The organism is Pseudarthrobacter sp. SL88 (assembly GCF_026672455.1).
Classification (GTDB): Bacteria; Actinomycetota; Actinomycetes; order Actinomycetales; family Micrococcaceae; genus Arthrobacter.
Genome location: NZ_JAPPRD010000001.1, coordinates 713,297 through 735,500 on the forward strand (window position 1 = coordinate 713,297; position 22,204 = coordinate 735,500).

Consider the following 22,204-nt stretch of genomic DNA (forward strand, 5'->3'; position numbering starts at 1 on the left):
ACTGAGGGCAGACAGCTCCGACGGTACCTCCGGGAGAACCCCGTTTGCACGGGTGAAGGGTACGCGGCTTTCGCCGTCCCGGTACCCGTTTGTGACATGCGGGGTTCACAGGCTTGTGGTTAGCTGTGCGGATGGAGAAAGCGGGCGGGTCCATGGACTGGGATGGTGCTGTCAATGCCTGGCATGTTGCCGGCGGTGTGTACCGCATGGGCCGGCGGGAATGGCTCACGGAAGCCGGCTGGCGGCAGGCGTACGACGACGGCGTCCGCACGGTAGTGGATCTCCGTAACGCGGCGGAAGCCCGGCGCCGGAACACCGATCCCGTGGTACCTGCGGCCGCGCTGCACGGCCTGGCCGTGGTGTCGGCTCCCACGGAGGCAGCCAACCACCAGCAGTTCGCCGCACTGACCGGCCCCTACCTGAACGATCCTGCTTACTACGCAGACAACGCCCGCCTGTTCCCGGACAGGATCGTGGCAGTCTTTCGCGCGCTCGCCGACGCCGCAGGCCGGGGAGCGGTGGTGTTGCACTGCGCCGCGGGACGTGACCGCAGCGGCCTGGTGGCGTCCATGGTGCAGGACCTCGCGGGGGACTCGGACCATCAGATCGCCGAGGGCTACCGGCGCGCAGCGCGTGGCATCAACGAGCGGTACCGGACCCATGGGCCGCCGCATGACCGGGAACGCTACCTGGCCGACGACGAACTGGCGCCGCTGCTGGAGCGGCGCGGGGAAGCCGTGGTGGACTTCGTGCGGACCCTGGACAGCCGTAGCTACCTCCTGAAGAACGGACTCAGCGGGGCCGAACTCGACGCAGTGCTGTCCCTGTGTGGGGCGGGTGTGGCCCGATGAGCCCGGCGTCAGTGCGCAGGTATCTCTCCCTGGGTGCCGTTGCAGGCATTCTGGTCTCGTCGGCCTACGTGGCTGCGCCGGCATGGGCCGCCGACGGCCAGGCCGCAGCCACGGCGTCCCCGGAGGCCCCCGCCGCCGGAACACCAGTCGCCGGAACACAGGGCTCCGGGCTGTCGGAGGCCGCCCTCGACGACGCCGTCCAGCGGGACCTCGGACTCACCCGGGAGCAGTTCACCGCGGCGGGCGGGCTTGGTGCCCAGGCGGCAGCCGCGGCCGCCCAGTTGCGTGACGTCCCCGGTTACGCCGGCATCCGGCTGGACGACGGGCACGTGGTGGTCACCGGATCCGGTCCGGAGTTCCTCGCCAAAGTGGCAGCGCTGGCCGGGACCCTTCCGGACCTCGCCGTAGAGGCCCCGCAGGCCCGGCGTGCCGGCGGCGGCGCGCAATCCAGCGGGGAAGCCGGCGAGGGTTCACAGCTGGCGGTCAGCACCGAGCAGCTCTTCCAGGCATACGTGCGCGACGTCGGCCCCGAAGGCCTGCAGGCAGTCATGGCCGCGGACGGGAAGTTCGTTATCCGCACCGGGGCGCTGAACGCACCCGAGTCGGCCCGACCGTCCGGCACGGCGGCGGCTGACGCAACAACCACTGACGCAACAACCGCTGCCGCAAGAACCGCTGGCGGAGCCACGGCAGGAGCGGCAACAGGAACGACGGCGGCCGGCGGCTCCGGCAGGGTATCGCCGGCCGATTTCGTGGCCCGGTACGCCAACGTGGAGCTCGACGGCGCCGCCCCCCTCAGATCCGAGGCCGACGTTCCCGGCGGCGTCGGCTACATCGCTGATACCGGCTGGATTTGCTCCACCGGGTTCTCCGCCTTCGATCCCGCGGGACTGCCTGCCGTCCTCAGCGCAGGGCACTGCGCCTCGGACGGGCAGGCGGCAACGGCAACCCTCGAGTTCCAGTTCGTCCGGAAGGACCAGCTGGGCGAGTTCGGGTTCAGCCAGTTCGGCGGCCCCGGCAACTCCCGCATCATTGAGAACCCCGTGGACCCCGACAACCCCGGAAACGTGGGCACTGACATCTCGGTGATCCACAACATTCCGGAGGGACTCGATCCGCTGCCCGCCGCCAGTACCTGGGGTGATCCCTCGGAGCCCGGCCCGGATGTGAAGATCATCGGCACCGCCGATCCGGTCCTGGGCATGCCCATCTGCCGGTCCGGCCGGACTTCGGCCTGGTCCTGCGGCACCGTGGACGCCGTGGGAATCTACGTGGTGCCCGGCCCGGACTTTGCCGCAGACCCCACCGACCTCCGTGCCTTCCGCGGATTCCTCTCCTATGGCGTCCAGTCCAGCGGCGGCGACTCCGGAGGCCCGTACGTCAGCGGCAACTACGCCGTGGGAACGCATGCCGCGGGTGACGCGCCTCCCGCGCCCGGCGAGCCGGCACCCGCCAACTTCGCGGTGGGCGCCACCCTCTCCGAAAGCCTGGCGGTCCTTCCCGGCTACCAGCTGGAACTGTTCCTCAACAAGCCGGCCGTCAGCTCGCCCGCGCCCGGCGGAACCTACGAACCCGGGCAGGCCATCAGCGGAAACGTCCCGGCAGCCCCCGCCTCCGCCGTCGCCCCAGGCTCCACGGTCAAGATCACGGTGGAGGGCAAGGACCCGGTGGAGGTCCCGGTGGACGCCGCAGGAACGTGGAGCTTCACCGCTCCCGAGGGCAACGGGCCCCTCCGCTTTACGGCGGAGACGGCTAACGGCTTCAGCACCTCGGGGGGAGTTGAGTTTGAGTTTGCCCGGGCAGCTGCGGAGCCGCCTGCGCCGGAGCAGCCTGCCCCCGGCAACCCTGCCCCGGAACCGCCCGCACCGGAGCAACCCAATCCCATCGTGCCCGCGGACCCGGCACCCGTTCCGGCCGTCCCCGCAGACCCAGCTGCGCCCGCCCCGGCTGCGCCCGCCCCCGCGGCACCGCAACCGCCCGCGGACGCCGGCACCGTCGTCGTACCTTTCGATGCCGGTACGTCACCCGCCGATCTGGCGAACACCGGACCCTCGGGGCTGATTCCCGCAGCCATGGCAGCGGCCGCGGCGCTCGCCGTCGGGATCATCCTGACAGTCCTGGTGCGCCGCCGGAGCCGGCGTTCGGCCAAATAGACAGCGGAAGGGCGGGACGCGGAAAGCGTCCCGCCCTTCCGGCGCAGGAAAGCGGCGTGGCCGGCGGTCAGTGGTGGCCGTGCCACCTGTTCGCGCCGTCAACCACCTGGACAGCCACTTTCAAGGTCTTGTCAGCGAGGCTTCCCCACGCGTAAACGATGGTGTTCTTCCCGCCCTCGACGGTGACGTCCGCCGGGCCGATCACAGGATCGGTGGTGCCGGCTGCGGCCACCGATGCCGAGTAGGTGCCGGCCTTGAGCTTCAGCGTGGCCCCATCCGGGTTGCTCAGACCCTCGATGACCGCTTTTCCGCCGGCCAGAACGTCGACGGCGGGAGCAGCCGCTACGTGCCGGACGGTCAGCTTGCCTTTGCGGTCGTTGCGGGGAGCCTTGGTGTCGTTGGTGAAAAGCGTAGCGGTGGGGGCGCCGTCGGCATTGAGGTGGGCCACGGCGGTGTAGTTGCTGCCTTCTTCGAGCTCCACGTCCACGGGGCCGATGACCGGGTTGTCGGCGCTGGTGGCGTCGGCAGCGGTGATGGCGATCTGGTAGTCGCCGGCGGCCAGTTCCAGCGGTCCTGCCAGGGTGCCGGGCGTGAAGTCATCCAGCGTGAGGGCGCCGTTGACCCACACATCCACGGTCAGGCCGGGAACGCCATGAAGTACGGATAGCAGCGCGGGGTCGTCATCATGGTGCCATCCGCCGGCGTGGGCGGGGGCGGCGAAGGCCAACGAAGCGGCGAGTGAAAGTGCTCCGGCGGCGTAGCTGATTTTGCGCATGTCAAACTCCTTGGAGGATGCCCGGTGGCCGGGCTGTTTGTGCTTACGCGCTTAATACCGCGGGAACGGGGTCCTTGGATGCAGGGCCGGAAACATTTTTGGTCCCTAGTGTTTGTGCTTCCTCAGCAGGTTGGTGATGCGCAGGGTGCAGAGCCGCTGGCCGGCCTCGTTGGTGATGAGTACTTCGTGGGTGGTCAGCGTGCCGCCAAGGTGGATCGGCGTGGCCGTGATGGTGACCTGGCCTTCCCGGGCCGAGCGGTGGTGCGTCGCGGAGACGTCGATGCCCACCGCCGTCTTGCCCAGGGTGCTCGCGTGGATGACCGCCGCCCAGGACCCCACGGCCTCGCCCACCGCCAGGGACGCACCACCGTGCAGCAGGCCGAAGGACTGCCGGTTGCCCTCTACAGGCATGGTAGCCACCACCCTCTCCACGGACTCCTCCAGGATCTTTACCCCCATCTTCTCGTCGAGCTCACCGAGGGTGATCTTCCACAGTTCGTGCTCTGTGGGGGAGTGGTGCGGGGCGGCGTCGCTCATGTGCTCTCCTAGTGCGCTGCGGGGACATTCCTGTATGGTACTTATATTACCGAACGGACGGTCAGTAATGATTCACCGTTTGTCTGCCCCTTTTGTTGGAAGGACCCGTCAACGATGACCACCACTGCCACAGCGCCCCACGCCACGCTCGATACCGTGGAGACGGTGCCCAGCTTCATTATGGACTCCTGGTGGACGCCCGAAACCGGCTCCGCCGCTGCCACCCCGGTGCGCGACGCCAGCACAGGCGAGCTTCTGGCCAAGGTGAGCACCGACGGACTTGACCTCGCAGCGGCCGTGGAATTCGGCCGCACCACCGGCCAGGCCGAGCTGGGCAAGCTGACCTTCCACCAGCGCGCCCTCAAGCTCAAGGAGCTGGCGCAGTACCTGAACGCCCGGCGTGAACACTTCTACGGCTTCTCATACCAGACGGGCGCCACCAAGATCGATTCCATGGTGGACATTGACGGCGGCATCGGCGTGCTCTTCACCTTCGGCTCCAAGGGCCGGCGCGAACTGCCCAACTCGCAGGTGGTGGTGGACGGGCCCATGGAGGTGCTGTCCAAGGACGGTTCCTTCGCCGGCGAACACATCTACACGCGCATTCCCGGCGTCGCAGTGCAAATCAACGCGTTCAACTTCCCTGTGTGGGGCATGCTGGAAAAGTTCGCCCCCGCGTTCATCGCCGGCGTACCCACCATCGTCAAGCCCGCCACCCCCACCGGCTACGTTGCCGCTGCCGTGGTGAAGGCCATCGTGGAGTCCAACATCCTGCCCAAGGGGTCACTGCAGCTGGTCTCCGGCTCCGTCCGCGGGCTGCTGGATGTGCTGGACTACCGGGACCTGGTGTCCTTCACCGGGTCCGCCGCCACCGCCAAGTCCCTGAAGGCGCACCCGAACGTTGTAGAGGGCGGCGTCCGCTTCACCTCCGAAACCGATTCCCTCAACGCCGCCATCCTCGGCCCCGATGCGGTGGAGGGCACCCCGGAATTCGAGGCCTTCGTCAAATCCGTGGTCACCGAGATGACGGTCAAGGCGGGCCAGAAGTGCACCGCCATCCGCCGCGCCATCGTTCCGCAGGAGCTGGTGTCCGCGGTTTCCGCCGCCATCGGCAAGCGCATCCAGGAGCGAGTGGTGGTGGGCGATCCGCGCGCCGAAGGCGTCACCATGGGTGCGCTGGCGTCCGTCGAACAGCTCGAGGACGTCCGGGCGGCCGTGCAGTCCATGCTCGACGCCGGCGGTGAGCTTGCGTACGGAACCCTCGATTCGCCGTCGGTCACCTCGGCCGACGGAACCACCGGCGTGGTGGACGCCGGCGCCTTCATGGCCCCCGTGGTCCTCAACTGGAACAACCCCGAAGCCGAGGCGCTGCACTCGCTGGAAGCCTTCGGCCCGGTCTCCTCCGTGGTGGGTTACTCGGACCTCGCCGACGCCGTCCGGCTGGCAGCCCGCGGCGGCGGCTCGCTGGTGGCCTCCGTGTGCACCAACGATCCCGACGTGGCCCGTGAACTGGTCACCGGCATTGCCGCGCACCACGGCCGCGTCCTCATGCTGAACCGCGAAGACGCCCGCACCTCGACCGGCCACGGCTCACCCGTCCCGCACCTGGTGCACGGCGGTCCCGGCCGCGCCGGCGGCGGCGAGGAGCTCGGCGGCATCCGCTCCGTCCTGCACCACATGCAGCGCACCGCCATCCAGGGCTCACCCAACATGCTCACCGCCGTCACCGGCATCTGGCACACCGGGGCGGACCGCAACTTCACTGTGGACACCGAGGGGACGCACCCGTTCCGCAAGCACCTGGTGACCCTGCGCATCGGCGATGCCGTCCGCTCTGACCTGCGGCAGGTCACCCTGGAGGACATCACGGCCTTCGCCAACACCACCGGGGACACCTTCTACGCCCACACCAACCAGGCAGCAGCCGAAGCCAACCCGTTCTTCCCGGGCATCGTGGCGCACGGCTACCTCCTGCTGGCCTGGGGCGCCGGACTGTTCGTGGAGCCGGCGCCGGGCCCCGTCCTGGCCAACTACGGGCTCGAGAACCTGCGCTTCATCACCCCTGTTGCCGCCGGCGACTCCATCCGGGTGACCCTCACGGCGAAGAAGATCACCCCGCGTGAGACTGACGAATACGGCGAGGTGGCCTGGGACGCGGTCCTCACCAACCAAGACGACGAGATCGTGGCCACCTACGACGTCCTCACCCTCGTCGAGAAGTAGCCGCCCCCCAAACCCCGCACCGGGATTAAAGGGGGAGGGTGTTTCGCGGCTCCCCGGCGTAAAATTTTGCCTCGTAGGAGGTGGCCGCATGACCCTCAAGATGAGCACAGCCACAACCACCTCTGCGTCAACGAGCGGCTGAACGGCCAGCCGACTACCAGGTCTAGGAAGCATTAACAGCAGCAGGGGCGCTCCGGTCGGATCGGGGCGCCCCTGCGTCGGTTTGCCGCCCGGCCCGCTGGCCGGCCGGGCCGGTCCCTACTTGGACCAGACGATCGGGTTCTTGCGGTACGGGTTGTCGCTGGAGCTTGCGTAGCTGAAGCCGGAATCGGCGTAGTCCGCGGAGACGATCTCGTCCCCGGCGGGTGCGAGGAAGACCTGGCACGAGGTCATGGTGCTGCCCACCTTGTAGCTCAGGTTGTCACTTGAGCCGGTGGTTTCAAACCGCTTGGTGGGGCACTGGTCCAGGGAGCCGATGATGATCAGCTTCTGGGCATCCGTCCCATCCTTCAGCTGCGCGTTCAGGCGGGGTTCGCTGATGCCGGCGGAGGGCTTGCTCAGGCTGTCCAGGGTGTGTTCGGTGAAGACGTAGTACGGCGTCTGCCCGGCGAACTTCGCAGCATCCTTCAGGGCGGCGAGATCGGCTTCGGCTCCGGCCGTGATCTTCGTGACGCTGGTGGTGTAGGTGGCTACCGTGTACTTGGCGTCAGCCGGATCCTTGCCCGTGTTGGTGTGGGTGACTGCCTTTTCGCCCAGGCCGAGCTTTGTCCCGGGAGCCGTAAGGTCCTTTGCGGTTCCGGAGGCGCCGGCAGGCGCGGCAGCAGACGCGCTGGCGGAGCTGCTGGGTGACGCCGAAGCCGATGTGGCCGCTTCGGTTGACGGCTGGGTTTCGGAGGCCGCAGGCGCCTCTGCTGCACAAGCGGACAGGCCCAGCCCCAGGACGGCGGCGACGCCCAAGGCGGTAAATGGGCGCGAAGAAGTGCGGTTCCTGATCATGATTTCCCCCTGATGATGTGATGCGAACTCGAGTAACTATAACGTATGGATTTATTGGGCCGCAGAGATGCCAAGGCTTTTCTGCGGTTGGTGGTTTCGAGTGTACGGCGCAAGAACAGGCCCGGCGATGGGCAGGGCTGCCCATCGCCGGGCCTGGAAGTTGCTGCGCACCTGGGCGGATTGCCGCCCCTGGTTCAGTGCGGGAGCGTCAGGACTCGGCGCCGCCGTGCAGGCCGTCGTCGCTGCTGTCATCCTCGCGGCCTGTGCCCTTGCCGGACTCGCTGCGGTCGGAGAGGTCCATGTTGCCGCGGGCCTCGTCCATGGTGGGGCCGCCGGCGGGGACGCTGTAGGTGTCCGGCCGGATGCCGTGCGACTGCTCCTCGATCAGGGCCTGCTCCTCGCTGAAGCGGATGACGTTTGCTTCGTCGCCCGCATCCCCGGGGACGTCCTCCCGGATCTTGGACGGATCCGGGACGATGAATCCTGCGTCGGGCTCTTCTTTGTGGGTGCTCATCTTCCCTACCTCCCTGTCATCAGTGGCTTTCTACCACCGTAGCCTCGAAGCAGGGAAAATACCAAGCACCCTTATTACTTGGGGGGTGCGTCAGGCCGTGGGGATGGGCCGTCGGGTCAGGCCGTGGGGGCCGTGTGCCCGTGCAGGCCGTCGAAGGCCATGGTGATGACGTCGTCCGCGAGCTTCCCGGGGCTCAGGGAACCGCCGGGTTTGTACCACTCCACAATGGAGTTGATCATGCCGAACAGGAGGCGGGTAACCGTTCGCGGGTCGATGTCCTGGCGCAGTGAGCCCTCATCCCGGGCGGCGGAAATCAGTGCGGCTACCTTGTGGTCGAAGGTACGGCGGCGTTCCAGCGCGTTGCGCTCGATCTCGGTGTTGCCCCGCAGCCGCAGCAGCAGGGTGACGAACGGCAAACGCTCCACAAGGACCGCCACGGTGCGGCGCAGCACGAACTCCAGCCGGGCGTCGGCGGCGCCTGCGGTGGCCTCGGGCTGTTCCAGGATGGACTCCAGCCCGCCCAGCGCGTGGTCCAGGGCGAGCTTCAGCAGGTCGCCCTTGGACGGCACGTGGTGGTAGATGGCCGACTTGGAGATGCCCAGGTTGTCAGCGAGGATCCCCATGGACGTCGCGTCATAGCCATGGCGGTTGAAGACGTCGACGGCGATGCGCAGCACGGATTGCTGGTCATAGCCGGGGCGGCCGCGCTTGGCTGATCCGTTGGCGGCTGTGCCGTTGGTGCTGGTGGTCTGGCTGGGCATAGTGGCTAGTTTCTCATGAACGGTCGGTCGGCCCGGACCGGGGCCCGGGCCCGCCGGCTCCGTCTATCCCTTGGGCCGCATGTCGTAGATGCGGCGGAGCTTGCCGTTGGAGCGCTCAAGCGATCCGGGATCCACCACGTCCACCGTGCACGAAGAACCCACGTGGATCTTGATCTGCTCCTTCAAGGCGCGTGCCGCCGTCGTGCCCTGTTCAATGGTGACGGCGTCCCGGCGTTCGATCCGGACGGTCAGCTGGTCCATCCGCTGCCCTTCCGGGCGGGTGAGCTCGAGCTGGAAGTGCGGGCTGAGCTCGGGGATGCGGAGGGCGATTTCCTCGATCTGGGACGGGAAGAGATTTACGCCGCGCAGGATGATCATGTCGTCGCTGCGGCCGGTGATGCGGCCCATCCGGCGGTGTGCAGGGCGGGCGGTGCCGGGCAGGAGCCGGGTGAGGTCCTTGGTGCGGTAGCGGATGATCGGCAAGGCTTCCTTGGTAAGCGAGGTGAAGACAAGTTCGCCGTGTTCGCCGTCCCGCAGGACGTTCTCCTTGCCCGCCAGGGGGTTGAAGGGATCGATGATTTCGGGGCGGAAGTGGTCCTCCCAGATGTGGCTGCCGTCCTGCGTCTCCACGGCCTCGCCGGCAACGCCCGGGCCCATCACTTCGGACAGGCCGTAGATGTCGCACGCCTTGATGTTCATCATGACCTCGAGTTCGTGCCGCATCTCCTGCGTCCACGGCTCGGCGCCCAGGACGGCGAACTTCAGTGACGTTGAGGCGGGGTCGATGCCCATGTGCGCCATGGCGTCGGCGATGGTGAGCAGGTAGGTGGGCGTGGCCAGGATGGCGTCCGGCTTGAAGTCCTGGATCAGCTGGATCTGCCGTTCGGTCTGGCCGCCGGACATCGGGATCACGGTGCAGCCCAGGGCCTCGGCGCCGGCATGCGCGCCCAGGCCGCCGGTGAACAGGCCGTAGCCGTAGGCGTTGTGGACCTTCATGCCGGGGCGGATGCCGGCGGCGCGGAAGCTGCGGGCCACCAGCTTGGCCCAGTCGGCCAGGTCCTGCTTGGTGTACCCGACGACGGTGGGCCGGCCGGTGGTGCCCGAGCTCGCGTGGATGCGGGCTACTTCGCTCTGCGGCACGGCGAACATGCCGAACGGGTATTCGGCGCGCAGGTCGTCCTTGGTGGTGAATGGGAAGTTGCCGAGGTCGGCCAGCTCGCGGAGGTCGCTCGGGTGGATGCCGGCGTCGTCGAACTTGCGCTTGTACAGCGGCACGCGCTGGTAGGCGTAGGAGACGGTGTGCTGGAGGCGGCTGAGCTGGAGCGCTTCGAGTTCGTCGCGGGAGATGGTCTCCTCGCGGTCCAGGCCAGGGTCGATGCCGGCGGCGGCAGGCTGCGTGGAAACGTCAGCGGCAGGGGTTTCGGGGGCATGCAGGGTCATGGTTTTCCTACTTCTTGGGGATGGTGCGGCTGCGTCCGCGGAACTCGGCGATGAGCTCGCCCGGGGTGCTGGTGCCGGGGTCCGCGCCGGGGGCGTGGGCATCGGTGGCGAAGATCTGGATGTCGTAGAGGCCGCTGCGGCCGGCGCTGGACCGGCGGTCTGCCACGGCGGTGAGGACCTGGCCGCGGAAGGCCGGCTTAAGGAAATTGATGTCGACGCCGGAGGCAACGGTGATGGTGTTTTCCTCGGCGGGCGCGGGGCTGATCGGGTTGCACGCGAGGGCGAAGGCGGTGTCGCCGAAGGCGAAGATCATTCCGCCGTGGGCCATGCCGAAGCCGTTGAGCATTTCCTGCCGGAGGGCCATCCGGATGGTGGCGTGGCCGTCGCTGAGCGCCAGGACCTCGATGCCCATCCACTCGGAGGCGTAGTCGTTTTCCAGGATGGGGTGGGTGGCCCCGGAGAGTGTTGCTTCAGCCATGCGTCATTGCCTCCAGCTTTATTTACCGAATGTTCATTAGGTAATCCCATAACGGGGTCCGATGTCAAGGGTGGGGCCGCCCGGCCCGGGCCTTCCCGCCCGGCTACTTCGCCGCTCCGCGCACCGAACCGGGGGACACGCCGTCGTCCGCGGCGCGCCGCACGGTGGATGGAAAAGCAACCGGGCGGGAACGCGCGACGGCGGCGCGCACCTTTGTCACTTGGGGCGCCGGAGGTGCAAGGATGGGAGGACCGGCACCAGCAAAACAGCAAAGGGCGGACCATGGCCAAAGGCATCTACGTCAGCGCAACCACCCCGGGCTCGGGCAAGTCCCTTGTGGCCCTCGGCCTGGCGGACACCCTGCACCGGCACGCGGACCGGATCGGCTTCTTCAAGCCCGTGGTCCAGGGCCCGGTGGCCGGCGAGGACCCCATGGTCACCCTGATGAAGTCCCGGTTTGCCCTGCAGGATGAACGCTGCCGGGGCGGCCTCACCTTCGAGGAGGTCCGGACGCTGCTGGCCGAGGGTCAGCGCGAGGAGATCGACGCCCGCTGCGTGGAAATCTTCGCCGACATTGCCCGGCACTGCGATGTGGTGATTGTGGAGGGGACGGACCTCACGGGCCAGGACGCCGCCGTCGAATTCGACCTCAACGCGCGCCTGGCCAACAACCTCGCTGCCCCCATCGTGGCCGTGGTGGGTGCCAAGGGGCGGACCGTCGCGGAGGCCGCTGCCGCCGTCGAGGTTGCCCGCAAGGAACTCGCCGCCGAGAAATGCTCGCTGCTGGCCATCCTGGTGAACCGGGCGGACCCGGACGACGTCGAGGCTATCGCCGCCGCCATCAAGCCCGGTGCCTCCAAGCGTCCCGTCTACGTCCTGCCCGAGCTGGAGGAGATCGCCCGCCCCACCACCGGCGAGGTGGCCGCGGCCCTGGGCGTCCGGCAGATCGCCGGGCGGGCGGACATGGAGCGGGATGTGAAGGACATCAAGGTGGCCGCCATGAACGTGGGCAACTTCCTCAATGTCCTGGAAGAGGGCGCCCTGGTGATAGTGCCGGGGGACCGGGCCGATGTGATGGTGGCCTGCCTGGCGTCCTCGTTCTCGCCGGAGTTCCCGGTGGCCTCCGCCCTTATCCTCACCGGCGGGCTTGCCCCGGATGCCAACATCTACCCGCTCCTTGCCCAGGCACCCTTCCCCGTTTTTGCCGCCGGCGCGGACACCTACACCACCGCCCGGCGCGTGTCCGAGGTCCGCAGCGAGATCTGGTCCGGGCACCGCCGCAAGGTGGCCTCCGCCCTGGGACTGTGGTCCCGGCGCGTGGACGAAGCAGAGCTGATGGAGCGGCTGCACCTGCCCCGGCCGGAACGGATGACGCCGCTGCGGTTCCTGCACGACCTGATCGAACGTGCCCGTGCCCAGCGCCGCCACGTGGTCCTGCCGGAGGGAACCGACGTCCGCATCCTGCGCGCCGCCGAGATCCTGCACCGCCGCGACGTTTGCGACCTCACGGTCCTCGGACCCGAAACGGACGTGCGCGAACTGGCGGCCTCCCGGGGCATCGATCTCACCGGGATCAACATCGTGGATCCGGCAACCTCGGAGCTGCGGCAGCAGTTCGCCGAAAAGTACGCCGAACTCCGCGCCCACAAGGGCGTTGACCTGGCCAAGGCGCTCGAAATCATGCAGGACGTCAGCTACTTCGGCACCATGATGGTCCAACTGGGCGTGGTGGACGGCATGGTCTCCGGCGCCGCGCACACCACCGCCCACACCATCCGGCCGGCCCTGGAATTCGTGAAGACCCGGGAGGGCGTGAAGATTGTGTCCTCGGTATTCCTGATGCTCATGCCGGACCGGGTGCTGGTATACGGTGACTGTGCCGTGAACCCGGACCCCAACGTGGAGCAGCTGGCGGACATCGCGCTTGCGTCCGCGGAGACGGCGGCGCAGTTCGGGGTGGAGCCCAGGGTGGCCATGCTGTCCTACTCCACCGGCGGCTCCGGTTCGGGCGAGGCCGTGGACGAGGTGCGGCAGGCCACCGAGCTGGTGCGGGAGCGCCGCCCGGACCTCGCCGTCGAAGGGCCCATCCAGTACGACGCCGCCGTGGACGCCTCCATCGCGGAATCCAAGATGCCCGGTTCATCCGTGGCAGGGCAGGCCACCGTCTTCATCTTCCCGGACCTGAACACCGGCAACAACACCTACAAGGCGGTGCAGCAGAGCTCCGGGGCCGTCGCCGTCGGGCCCGTCCTGCAGGGCCTGCGGAAACCTGTCAACGATCTTTCCCGCGGCTGCACAGTGGAGGACATCGTCAACACGGTGGCCATCACAGCCATCCAGGCCCAGGCCTAGGGAAGCACGACGACGGCACCCGGCTTTGGCGAAAAGCCTGGTGCCGCCGTCGTACTTTTTGTGATGCTTAGCTGTTGTCCGGCTTGGCGAGGCTGTCGTCGTCCTCTTCCTTGGCCGGCTCATCGGACAGCCCCTGCGGGGTCAGGTCCAGGCCTTCACGGTCCTCGGGCGCCTCGGGGGAGTCCCCGGTTTCGGCGGCCTTGAGGTCTCCGGTATCGTCCAGCGCCGGGTTGGAGCCCTCCACACCGGTAGGGTCCTTGGAACCGGAGCCCCCCTCGGAACCAAGCGGCGCGGTGCTGCTGGATCCGGTGTTGGTGGGATCCTTCTCTTCGTTGGAAGTGGGGTCGTTCGTCATTGGGACAGTCCTCTCGACGTGGTCCAGCCTGTCCGCCGACCATAGGCACAGCCGGGCTGCATGCGCAAGGAAACCCTCCTGTCAGTGCTGCCACCTATAGTGGGGGTTGAACTGCAGAAGCAAGCCCCAGGAGGCCCCGCATGCTCGTGCTCGTCATCAACTCCGGCTCGTCCTCGCTCAAATACCAGGTGCGCGATGTGGCCGCCGGGACGGTGCTGACCGAGGGGCTCATCGAGAAGATCGGCATGGGCAACGGCGGTGGCGGGGACGGCGAAATCGTGGGCCCGCGGGACCATGCCGAGGCGCTGGAACAGGTGGAAGCCGCCATTCATGAAGAGCTGGGCGACCTGGAACTCGGGGCCGTGGGGCACCGGGTGGTGCATGGCGGGGAGCGGTTCGCTGAGCCGGTACTGATCGACAACGAGATCACCCGCGCCATCGAGCGCCTCAACCCGCTGGCACCTTTGCACAACCCCGCCAACGTCCTGGGCATCCGCGCCATCACCAGGAAATGGCCGGACATGCCGCAGGTGGCCGTGTTCGATACCGCCTTCCACCGGACCCTTCCCGAGCACGCCTGGCGCTACGCCGTCCCGGACGAGCTCTACACCAACCACGGCATCCGCCGCTATGGCTTCCACGGCACCTCGCACGAGTACGTCGCGCGCCGTGCTGCTGCACTGCTGGACCTGCCAGTGGAGGAGTTCGACGCCGTCATCGCCCACCTGGGCAACGGCGCCTCCGTCACGGCGATCCAGGGCGGCCACTCCGTGGACACCTCCATGGGCTTCACCCCGCTTGAAGGCCTGGTGATGGGCACCCGCTCCGGCGACCTGGACCCATCCATCCTGGTGTTCCTGGGCCGCGCCGGCTGGACACCCGAGGACCTGGACTCCATGCTCAACCGGGAGTCCGGGCTCAAGGGCCTGGCCGGCAACAATGACATGCGCTCCGTGGTGGAGGCCTCCGAGGACGGCGACGCCAAAGCCGCCATGGCGCTCGCCGTCACCTCCTACCGGCTGGCCAAGTACATCGGCGGCTACCATGTGGCCGTCGGCGGGGCCAAGGCGCTGGTGTTCACGGCTGGCATCGGCGAGAACTCCCACCAGTTCCGGGCGCTGGTCGCCGACCGCCTGGGTGCGCTGGGCATAGAGGTCGACGCCGGCCTCAATGCCGCCCGGTCCAAGGAACCGCGCGTTATTTCCACGCCGCAGTCCGCCATCCCCGTCCTGGTGGTTCCCACCGACGAGGAGCGCGCCATCGCGGAGGCGACGGCCGCCGTCGTAAGTTCCGGCCGGTAGCCGCCCCAATGCCGGACATCGCGCTGCCCATCCGTACCGGGCGCCTGGTCCTGCGGCGCTTCGAGGCCGGGGACCTGGAGGCGTTCCACGCCTACCACTCGCTGGCGGAGACCGCCCGGTTCCTGCCCGGGCCGGCCAAGAGCTACACCAAATCCATGGAGTCGGTGGGGAAATACGCCAACTTCGTCTACGAGAAGGAAGGCGACTGGCTCTGCCTGGCCATAGAAGCCGCAGGGGAGCCGGGCCTGCTGGGGGAAGTGGTGCTCAAGTGGCTTCCGGGCCGCGGCCAGGCGGAAGTGGGCTGGTCCATGGCACCGCAGGCGCGGGGTAAGGGCGACGCCACCGAGGCGGCGGCAGCGGTCCTGGACCTTGGTTTCGGGGAGCTTGGCCTGCGCCGGATCGAAGCACGGCTGGACGAACTCAACACTGCCTCCGCCGCGCTCTGCCGGCGCCTGGGCATGCGGCTGGAGGGCCGCCACGTGGACAAATGGTTCTACAAGGACCAGTGGGCAACGGAGATGATCTACGCGGTCCGCGCGGACGAGTGGCGGGCCGGCGAGTGGCGGGCCGGCGATGTGCCGGTGTCCGCCGACGCGCCGGCCGGGTCCGGCGGGGTCCCTACGCCCGGCCCTTGAGGATGAGGTTCCAATAGACCTGCGGGAAGACGTCGCGGTCCACCACCCAGGACGCCTTGCTTTCGTTCCAGGTGGGGATCCGGGGAATGGTGGGCATGGGCCGGTAGCGGTCGTCGAACTCGGCGAACACTACGGTGTCGCGTGAGACGGTGAACGGGCAGACCGAATAGCCGTTGTACTTCTGCGTGAGCGGCTTTCCTTTCCGGGCGGCCACCAGGTTCTTGGCTACAACCTTGGTCTGCTTGCGCAGCGCCCCGCCGGATTTCGAATTGGTAGTGCCTGCGGCGTCACCCAGCGACCAGACGTTGGGGTACCGCAGGTGGCGGAGGGTCTGCCGGTCCACTTCCACGAAACCGCCTTTGTCCGCCGGTGCCGGGAGGTCGGTGGCCTTCAGCCAGTCCGGCGCGGACTGCGGCGGCACCGCGTTGAGGACGTCGTACTGCAGGGTTTCCTGGCTGCCTGAGCCGAGGCTGCGGATGGTCGCCTCCCGGCGGGCTGCGTCGACGGACACCAGTTCGCTGTCCGTCCGCAGCTCGATGCCGTACTCGGCGATCTTCCGGTCCAGTTCGCGGTCCACCTCGGGCACACCGAACACGGTGGGGTAGGGCTGGACCATCACCACGCGGATCTGGTCCAGGACGCCCTGTTGCCGCCAGTAGTCGCAGGCCAGGTACATGGGCTTCTGGCTGGCTCCGCCGCATTTGATGGGCCCGGCAGGCATGGTGAACACGGCCGTCCCCGAGGTCAGGCCGCTGAGGAGGGTCCAGGCTTTTGATGCCAGCTCAAACTCGTAGTGCGTGGCGCCGTACGGCGAATGGACAGCATCGGCCAAGCCCGGCACGGCGTCCCAGTCGTACTGCAGCCCAGGGCAGACCACCAGCTGCCCGTAGCCAACAGTTGAGCCGGATGCCAGCGTGACCGTGTTGGTGTTCGCGTCCACGTCCACGGCAGCGTCCCGGATCCATTCGACTCCGGGCGGGATCACCGCGGCCTGGCTCCGGACTGCCTCCTTAGCCTGCGCGCGGCCGCCGGCAATGTGCGAGAACAGTGGCTGGTAGAAGTGGTGGTCCTTGGGCTCGATGAGCGCCACGTCCCTGACCCCGTACCGCTCCAGCCGCGCCGCCAGCGACACTCCCGCGTTGCCGCCGCCAATGATGACCACTTCATGCAAAGCGGCCACGGCGCTACTTCTTCTCGGTCAGGGCCGACGCCTTGTGCGCCGCCCGGGCACCGGTCTTGTCCGATTCCACCACGTACTGCGGTTCATCCTTGCTGGCACGGTGGGTGTTGCCGTCCAGCTCGAAATCGCTGGTCTTCTTCTCCACGATCTTGCCGTGCGTCTTGCCCTGGGAGGTGTTCCACTCCACGTGCGTTCCCTTGCTGAGTGACATTGCTGCTCCTTCGGCATCCGGTGGCGGAAAACAACTGCCCAACAATAGTAAGCATGGTGATCATTTATGGATACCCATGGAGGGGGCATCCAGGCGCGGGAGGAAGGCGGGACGTACGACGGCGGCCCCGCGCCGCCGTCGTATGCCCCGCTTCAGGAGGACCTACTTGAGTCCGGCCCCCGGCAGCAGTTCGGTGGCGCCCAGGGAGTCGGCAATGAACGCGTAGTCCCACGCCCGTTCGCGCCACTGCACGTACCGGCCTGAGGCGCCGCCGTGGCCGCCGTCCATCTCGATCTTCATGAGGACCGGCTCGGATCCGGTGGTGCGGTTCCGCAGTTCCTGCACCCACTTGGCGGGTTCCACGTAGAGGACGCGGGTGTCGTTGAAGGACGTCACGGCGGCGATCTTGGGGTAGGGCACTTCCCGCACGTTTTCGTAGGGCGAGTAGGACTTCATGTACGCGTACACGTCGGCGTCGGTTATCGGGTTGCCCCATTCCTCCCACTCGAGGGCGGAGAGGGGCAGGTCCGGGTCCAGGATGCTGGTGAGCGGGTCCACGAACGGCACCTGGGCCACGACGGCCGCGTACTTCTCCGGCGCCATGTTGGCGATGGCGCCCATCAGCAGGCCGCCCGCCGAGCCGCCCAGCGCCGCGATCCGCGCAGGGTCCACCCACCCCGAATTGGCCAGCCAGTCTGTGGCGTCCACGAAATCCGTGAACGTGTTCTTCTTGGTGAGCTTCTTGCCGTCCTCGTACCAGTGCCGGCCCAGTTCACCGCCGCCGCGGATATGGGCGATCACGAACACCACACCGCGGTCCAGCAGCGAGAGCCGCGCGATTCCGAACCCGGGGTCCATGCTCAGCTCATAGGAGCCGTATCCGTACACCAGGCCGGCCGCCGTCGAATCCTGCTTGACGCCCTTGTGCCGCAGGACGGACAGCGGGATGCGCGTGCCGTCCGCCGCCGTCGCCCATTCGCGGGTGGCCACGTAGTCGCTGCCGTCATAGCCGCCCAGGACGGGGCTTTCCTTGCGCAGCAGCAGCTCGCCGGCGGGCTGTTCCGCGGTGGGCAGGACAAAGTCGTAAATGCGCGACGGCGTGAAGTAGGACGTGTAGCCCAGCCGGATGACGGGTGCCTCGTAGTCCGAGCCGCCCACCCCGGCGGTGTACAGCTCCTCGTCAAACGCCGGTTCCACCGGGGCCTGCTGCGCCGGCGTGCCCAGCCCGGCCAGCCCCATCAACTGGACGCGCTCGATGGTGTCCTTGCGGATGGAGGCGATGAGGTGCGTGGACGTGACGCTGGCACCGTTGACGCGGACGTCGTCGGAATGCTCGACGACGGTCTGCCAGGCCTGCTCCGCCAGCGGCTTTGCCAGCTCGGCGGGGTCCGCCAGGCAGATCATGGAGTTGATGGCTCCGCGGTTGTGGGTGAGCAGGATCTTCTCTGCCTTGACGCCGTCCGGGCCTTCGAGCAGGAACGGCTCCGCCTCATACAGGACGCGCTCGTCCCGCGAAATAACAGTGGTGACCTCCTGCGCGGGGTCGTCGAAGCGGAGCAGCCGGGTTTCGCTGTACTCGGAGCAGCCGATGCCCAGGACCAGGTAACGCCGGTCCGAGGAGAGCTCGAAACCGAGCCACATGGCGGTGTCGTCCTCCTGGTAGATCACCGTGTCCTCGCTGACCGGGGTGCCCAGGACGTGCGCCTTCACCTGGTACGGGCGCCAGGAGTCATCCACCACGGTGTAGAAGAGCCGGGTGCCATCAGGGGAGAAGGACACTCCGTAGAAGATGTTTTCAATGACGTCCGGCAGCAGTTCGCCGGTGCGGAGGTCCTTGATCCGGAGGGTGAAGCGTTCGTCGCCGGAGTTGTCCACGGCGTAGGCGTAGAGGGTGCCGTCCACTGTCACGGCGGTGCCGCCCACGGAGAAGAACGGCTTGCCCTCGGCCTCGATGTTGCCGTCCAGCAGGACTTCTTCGCCGGGGATTTCGACTCCGGGTTCCACGGCCGGCGGGGTCCAGTCGGCGATCCTGTCATGGGTGTCGCTGGCGCGGACGCGGCACTGGATGCCGTACTCCTTGCCCTCCACCGAGCGGCTGAAGTACCACCAGCCGTCCTTGCGGTGGGGGACGGAGAGGTCGGTTTCCTGGGTGCGTCCCTTGATCTCCTGGAAGATGGCTTCGCGCAGCGGCTCCTGGTGGGCAGTGACCGCTTCCTGGTAGGCGTTCTCGGCCTTCAGGTGCTCCACCACCTCGGCGGACTCCTTGTCCCGCAGCCACTCATAGTTGTCCACGTAGGTGTCCCCATGGTGCGTCCTTTCGGTGGGCACCTTCTTGGCCACGGGCGGGGTGGCGGCGGACGCTGGCGTGCTGGCGGAGTTCTGCAGCGGAGTGGAGGTCATGGACTCAATATATAGACCGGGCACTTCACCGGGGCCGGCGTTCGCTACCGGGGAAGAAACCCCTGATTCCTTCCGCCACCGGCAGCGGGGAATTCTGGCTGACGCGGATTTCCCGCAGAGGGGGAGTGGGCGCGCGTTGCGGGGAGTAAGGCCTGTCCGGCCGGGGGCGGCAGGCGTATCGTGTTCAGTTCAAGGCACCTACGCCCAGCGTGAGAGGGGAAGATCCATGACCATCCCGCCAGTGCACGAACCGTCGCCGTTCCCGCCGGAGCCCGGTCCGGATCCAACATCGCCCGATCCCACGCAGCCCGGCCACCCCGGCCCGCCGGCGCCCAGCCCGTTCCCCACCCCCGAGCCGCCCGGTCCGTTGCCCGTCCCCGACCCGGGGCCGGCACCCCTCCGCCCTGATCCCACGCGGGACTAGGCGCCAGAACGAACCTGTCGAAGGGGCCCTCTGCAGATGTGCGGAGGGCCCCTTTGGCTTGTCCCGGAGCGTGTACTGAACCGCCGGAAAATTTTCGCCGGACGGGCTTGCATACCTCTGCTGCCGGTGCTAAAAAATCTATATCAGCCACCATAGATCGGCTGAAAACTTACACAGTGTTGGACCACCCTAATGAGGAGGAAGCCATGTTGATGCGAACCGATCCGTTCCGCGAGCTGGACAGGCTGGCCCAGCAGGTCCTCGGGACGGCAGCCCGTCCGGCAGCCATGCCGATGGACGCCTGGCGGGAGGACCATGACTTTGTGGTCGCCTTCGACCTGCCCGGAGTTTCGCCCGAGTCCGTGGACCTGGATGTGGAACGCAACGTGCTGACCGTCCGCGCCGAACGCCCGGATCCCGCCGCCAACAACACCGAACTGATCGCCTCCGAGCGGCCGCGCGGTGTCTTCAGCCGCCAGTTGATCCTCGGCGACACCCTGGACACGGAAAACGTGAAGGCCAGCTACGACGCCGGTGTCCTGACGTTGCGGATCCCGGTTGCCGAGAAGGCCAAGCCGCGCAAGATCGAAATCGAGATGAAGGGAGCCAAGCAGGAAATCGCAGCTTAGGTTCTGCGCCGTCCAAGTTACCGGCGGGGATGCCTTGTGATGGGCGTCCCCGCGGTGTAGAACGGGGGATACCGGGAGGATCCGAACGCGTTGTATCTGCCAGTTTCGGGCGATTGCCACTATGGAACGCCACAGCGCCGGTAGCGCATCGGCAGTTGCGAGTGATCCCCTCCGAGACGGTGGCCCTCCGCGTTGATGCAGGGGGGCCATCCGCTTGCCGGGGCATCGTCAGGTGCCGAGCTCCAGCATCAGCGCCGGCAGTTCGTCGGCGAGTTCGCGGGCCAGGAATCCGAGCGGCCCCATCCTGCTGGCCAGCCGGTCGGCCGCTGCCGCGTGCAGGTGCGTGCCCCAGCAGGCGGCCTGCGCGCCGGTGGTTCCGCGGGCGCGCACACCGGCGATCGCCCCGGCCAGGACATCCCCGCTGCCCGAGGTTCCCAGCCCGCCGTGTCCCGTGGAGATCTTCCACAGCTCGGATTCCTCCGGGCCAACGCCCGGCGGCCGCGCGATCAGCCCCTGGCAGCTCACCACCGCACCGAACCTGCGGGCGATTTCGGCCACGTCCGTTTCCAGATCCTTAGTGTCCCGGCCCAGCAGGATGCCGGACTCGGTGGGGTTCGGAGTCAGGATCAGCCGGCCCCGCCACGGCCCCACCCGGTCCTCCAGCTCCGCGAGCGCGGCCAGCGCGAACGCGTCCAGGACGACGGCGGGGCCTCCTTCGCTGCCGGCCGCGCCGGAGCCGGTACCGCCGTCGTTGTCACGCGCTGCCTCCTCCCGCGCCAGGAGGGCCTCAAGAAGCTCCCGTGCCAGGTCAGGGTCGTCGAGCCCGGGCCCCACCAGGATGGCATCGGCGGAGTCGAGGGAGGAGCCGATCCTGTCCACGCCCTCCGAGGTAACCGATCCGCCGGCGGTCTCCGGCAGTCCGATGGCACCGCACTCCGGCAGGGCGACACCCATCTGGACCGCCACGGATCCGGCCACGGCGAGCGTCAGCTTCCCGGCACCGGCACGCAGAGCGGCGGTGCCGGCCAGCAGCGCAGCACCTGGGGTGGCGCGTGCACCACCCACCACCAGTACCGAGCCACGCGAATACTTGTCCTCGCCCGGGGATGGCAGCCGCCAGTCCCGCAGCAGCGAGGGCGTCACCAGCTCGGGGCCGGAGTCACCGCGGGCGGACACTGGCATCTCCGGCATGTTCGGTGACTTCGACGCCCTGCTCGGCCAGGTGGTCAGCGACGTTGAAGCTCTCCAGCGTCCACGGCCCCGCACCGGACGGCCGCACATACCGGGTCATCGATGCGTTCAGCACCGAGGTACTGGCCGCGAGGTCCAGCAGCTCCTGCTCCGTCATGCCCTCCAGCAGGTAGCGGAAGAGCAGGATCACGGCGTCGTGGCAGACCAGCATCACCCGGTGACCGGTGCCGAGGTTGTTCAGCTCGGCCAGCACGGAGCGGAGCCGGAGCGCCACATCAGCCCAGGACTCCCCGCCCGGCGGACGGTAGTACAGCTTCCCCTGCCAGGACCGCCGTTCGGCTTCCTCCGGGTAGCGCGTCTCAACGCCCACCCGGGTCAGCCGGTCCAGGATGCCCAGCTCACGGTCACGCAGCCGCTCGTCCACCTGCACCTTCACGGACCAGCCGGCAGCCCCCACGGCGATTTCCGCCGTCTGGTGTGCCCGGGCATAGGGGGAGGACACCACAGCGTCCGGCCGGTAGTCCTCGGCGATCCGGGCCAAAGCCGTCCCCAGCGCCGCAGCCTGGTCCTGGCCCACGTCAGAGAGGTTCACGTCGGCATCGCGTGCCGGGACCTCGATAATCTCCGCACCCGCCAGGTGGGCCTCGGTGGCGGCCACGTTGCCTTCGCTCTCGCCGTGCCGGATCAGCAGCAGTTCCACCGCGCCGGCTTCCTGCACCGCTTCCGTCAGTCCGTCGTCGTTCATGAAAATCACTCCCCGTCCGCGTCCGTGCCGAATCCGGAACACTACCAGCGGCC

At 68.0% G+C, this 22,204-nt stretch carries 21 protein-coding genes; 8 read left to right on the forward strand and 13 right to left on the reverse strand.

Annotated elements, in window-relative coordinates; translation table 11 throughout:
- Positions 1-152: 152 nt before the first annotated feature.
- Together OVA06_RS03205 and OVA06_RS03210 are read left to right on the forward strand one after the other, a co-directional pair.
- Complete coding sequence (locus OVA06_RS03205) at positions 153-851, forward strand: tyrosine-protein phosphatase (protein WP_268156252.1); 699 nt, start codon at positions 153-155, stop codon at positions 849-851.
- A complete protein-coding gene (locus tag OVA06_RS03210; protein ID WP_268156254.1) occupies positions 848-3,004 on the forward strand; it encodes a S1 family peptidase in 2,157 nt (718 codons plus the stop codon). Before OVA06_RS03205 ends, OVA06_RS03210 begins: the two co-directional genes overlap by 4 nt.
- A 67-nt stretch (positions 3,005-3,071) precedes the next feature.
- On the opposite strand, the gene OVA06_RS03215 is transcribed toward OVA06_RS03210, so the two are convergent.
- On the reverse strand, positions 3,072-3,779 hold the full coding sequence (locus OVA06_RS03215) for a DUF4397 domain-containing protein (protein ID WP_268156256.1): 708 nt from the start codon (positions 3,777-3,779) through the stop codon (positions 3,072-3,074).
- Positions 3,780-3,884: 105 nt separating this feature from the next.
- Entirely contained in the window at positions 3,885-4,316 is a 432-nt protein-coding gene (locus tag OVA06_RS03220) for a PaaI family thioesterase (protein WP_268156258.1), read from the reverse strand.
- A gap of 114 nt (positions 4,317-4,430) precedes the next feature.
- Between OVA06_RS03220 and paaZ the strand changes: the two genes are divergently transcribed.
- Positions 4,431-6,539 carry a phenylacetic acid degradation bifunctional protein PaaZ gene (paaZ, locus tag OVA06_RS03225; protein ID WP_268156260.1) on the forward strand — a complete coding sequence of 703 codons (2,109 nt, stop codon included), beginning with the start codon at positions 4,431-4,433 and terminating at the stop codon, positions 6,537-6,539.
- Positions 6,540-6,797: 258 nt separating this feature from the next.
- Here the strand turns inward: paaZ and OVA06_RS03230 are convergent, their stop codons facing one another.
- The 5 genes from OVA06_RS03230 to OVA06_RS03250 form a co-directional block, all read right to left on the reverse strand.
- Entirely contained in the window at positions 6,798-7,535 is a 738-nt protein-coding gene (locus tag OVA06_RS03230; RefSeq protein WP_268156262.1) for a hypothetical protein, read from the reverse strand.
- Between the two features lie 208 nt (positions 7,536-7,743).
- Positions 7,744-8,049, reverse strand: a complete 306-nt coding sequence (locus tag OVA06_RS03235; protein WP_056076156.1) for a hypothetical protein — start codon at positions 8,047-8,049, stop codon at positions 7,744-7,746.
- Between the two features lie 116 nt (positions 8,050-8,165).
- On the reverse strand, positions 8,166-8,810 hold the full coding sequence (locus OVA06_RS03240; protein WP_268156265.1) for a TetR/AcrR family transcriptional regulator: 645 nt from the start codon (positions 8,808-8,810) through the stop codon (positions 8,166-8,168).
- Positions 8,811-8,873: 63 nt separating this feature from the next.
- Complete coding sequence (gene paaK, locus OVA06_RS03245; protein WP_268156267.1) at positions 8,874-10,250, reverse strand: phenylacetate--CoA ligase PaaK; 1,377 nt, start codon at positions 10,248-10,250, stop codon at positions 8,874-8,876.
- A gap of 7 nt (positions 10,251-10,257) precedes the next feature.
- Positions 10,258-10,728: a hotdog fold thioesterase gene (locus OVA06_RS03250; RefSeq protein ID WP_268156269.1), complete on the reverse strand. Its 471-nt coding sequence runs from the start codon at positions 10,726-10,728 to the stop codon at positions 10,258-10,260.
- A gap of 282 nt (positions 10,729-11,010) precedes the next feature.
- On the opposite strand from OVA06_RS03250, the gene pta reads away from it, so the two are divergent.
- Positions 11,011-13,080, forward strand: coding sequence for a phosphate acetyltransferase (gene pta / locus OVA06_RS03255; RefSeq protein WP_268156271.1), 2,070 nt, complete (start codon positions 11,011-11,013; stop codon positions 13,078-13,080).
- Between the two features lie 67 nt (positions 13,081-13,147).
- Here the strand turns inward: pta and OVA06_RS03260 are convergent, their stop codons facing one another.
- Complete coding sequence (locus OVA06_RS03260; protein WP_056076141.1) at positions 13,148-13,435, reverse strand: hypothetical protein; 288 nt, start codon at positions 13,433-13,435, stop codon at positions 13,148-13,150.
- A 140-nt stretch (positions 13,436-13,575) separates the two neighbouring features.
- Here OVA06_RS03260 and OVA06_RS03265 point away from each other — a divergent pair, with 140 nt between their 5' ends.
- Both OVA06_RS03265 and OVA06_RS03270 read left to right on the forward strand, forming a co-directional pair.
- The gene (locus OVA06_RS03265; protein WP_268156273.1) at positions 13,576-14,736 is read left to right on the forward strand and encodes an acetate kinase; all 1,161 of its coding nucleotides are present in this window, start codon (positions 13,576-13,578) and stop codon (positions 14,734-14,736) included.
- 8 nt (positions 14,737-14,744) lie between these two features.
- The gene (locus OVA06_RS03270) at positions 14,745-15,371 is read left to right on the forward strand and encodes a GNAT family N-acetyltransferase (RefSeq protein ID WP_268156275.1); all 627 of its coding nucleotides are present in this window, start codon (positions 14,745-14,747) and stop codon (positions 15,369-15,371) included.
- Here OVA06_RS03270 and OVA06_RS03275 read toward each other — a convergent pair.
- The 3 genes from OVA06_RS03275 to OVA06_RS03285 form a co-directional block, all read right to left on the reverse strand.
- Positions 15,355-16,551 carry an NAD(P)/FAD-dependent oxidoreductase gene (locus tag OVA06_RS03275; protein WP_261620192.1) on the reverse strand — a complete coding sequence of 399 codons (1,197 nt, stop codon included), beginning with the start codon at positions 16,549-16,551 and terminating at the stop codon, positions 15,355-15,357. The genes OVA06_RS03270 and OVA06_RS03275 overlap by 17 nt on opposite strands.
- 4 nt (positions 16,552-16,555) lie before the next feature.
- Positions 16,556-16,762: a DUF2945 domain-containing protein gene (locus OVA06_RS03280; protein WP_015938198.1), complete on the reverse strand. Its 207-nt coding sequence runs from the start codon at positions 16,760-16,762 to the stop codon at positions 16,556-16,558.
- 162 nt (positions 16,763-16,924) lie between these two features.
- The gene (locus OVA06_RS03285) at positions 16,925-19,162 is read right to left on the reverse strand and encodes a S9 family peptidase (protein ID WP_268156276.1); all 2,238 of its coding nucleotides are present in this window, start codon (positions 19,160-19,162) and stop codon (positions 16,925-16,927) included.
- Between the two features lie 226 nt (positions 19,163-19,388).
- On the opposite strand from OVA06_RS03285, the gene OVA06_RS03290 reads away from it, so the two are divergent.
- Both OVA06_RS03290 and OVA06_RS03295 read left to right on the forward strand, forming a co-directional pair.
- Entirely contained in the window at positions 19,389-19,586 is a 198-nt protein-coding gene (locus tag OVA06_RS03290; RefSeq protein WP_015938196.1) for a hypothetical protein, read from the forward strand.
- 206 nt (positions 19,587-19,792) lie between these two features.
- On the forward strand, positions 19,793-20,215 hold the full coding sequence (locus OVA06_RS03295) for an Hsp20/alpha crystallin family protein (RefSeq protein ID WP_056076127.1): 423 nt from the start codon (positions 19,793-19,795) through the stop codon (positions 20,213-20,215).
- 228 nt (positions 20,216-20,443) lie between these two features.
- Here OVA06_RS03295 and OVA06_RS03300 read toward each other — a convergent pair whose 3' ends face one another.
- Entirely contained in the window at positions 20,444-21,397 is a 954-nt protein-coding gene (locus OVA06_RS03300; RefSeq protein WP_268160612.1) for an ADP-dependent NAD(P)H-hydrate dehydratase, read from the reverse strand.
- Complete coding sequence (locus OVA06_RS03305) at positions 21,375-22,151, reverse strand: histidine phosphatase family protein (protein WP_268156278.1); 777 nt, start codon at positions 22,149-22,151, stop codon at positions 21,375-21,377. The genes OVA06_RS03300 and OVA06_RS03305 overlap by 23 nt, the downstream gene beginning before the upstream one ends.
- Positions 22,152-22,204 lie beyond the last annotated feature (53 nt).